1 protein-coding gene is annotated in these 356 nt (G+C 68.0%); it reads right to left on the reverse strand.

Going from position 1 to position 356, the window contains the following annotated elements; all coding sequences use genetic code 11:
• Positions 1-26: 26 nt before the first annotated feature.
• Positions 27-311, reverse strand: a complete 285-nt coding sequence (locus ACIA5H_RS04400) for a hypothetical protein (protein WP_039795825.1) — start codon at positions 309-311, stop codon at positions 27-29.
• Positions 312-356 lie beyond the last annotated feature (45 nt).

Below are 356 nucleotides of genomic sequence, written 5' to 3' on the forward strand. Positions count from 1 at the left end.
CCCACCTTAGGTCGTGACATCGGTGCTCACCGGGCCGACCGCCGACGATTGATCTCCTCGATCTTGCGGGCCAGCGCCTCCTTCCGCTCGCGCGCGTTGGAGCCGTCGAGCTGGCCCGCGAACGCCGAGCGGGCCGCGTCGACCAGCGCGTCCGGCACGTCGGGATAGGCGCGGGCGATCGCCCACAGCGCGTCCTCGGTCTTCATGTCGAGGCCCGTCTCCGTGCGGATGCCACCGCCGGTCAGCACGGAGCGGAGCATCTCGTCGAAGTTCTCTCGCAGTTCGTCATCGGTCGGATGGTCGATCCGCATCACTACTCCTCACGTCGATGGTTACCTTGTCGCATCGCCGTCCGG

Source organism: Nocardia sp. NPDC051900 (assembly GCF_044452545.1).
Lineage (GTDB): Bacteria > Actinomycetota > Actinomycetes > Mycobacteriales > Mycobacteriaceae > Nocardia > Nocardia sichangensis.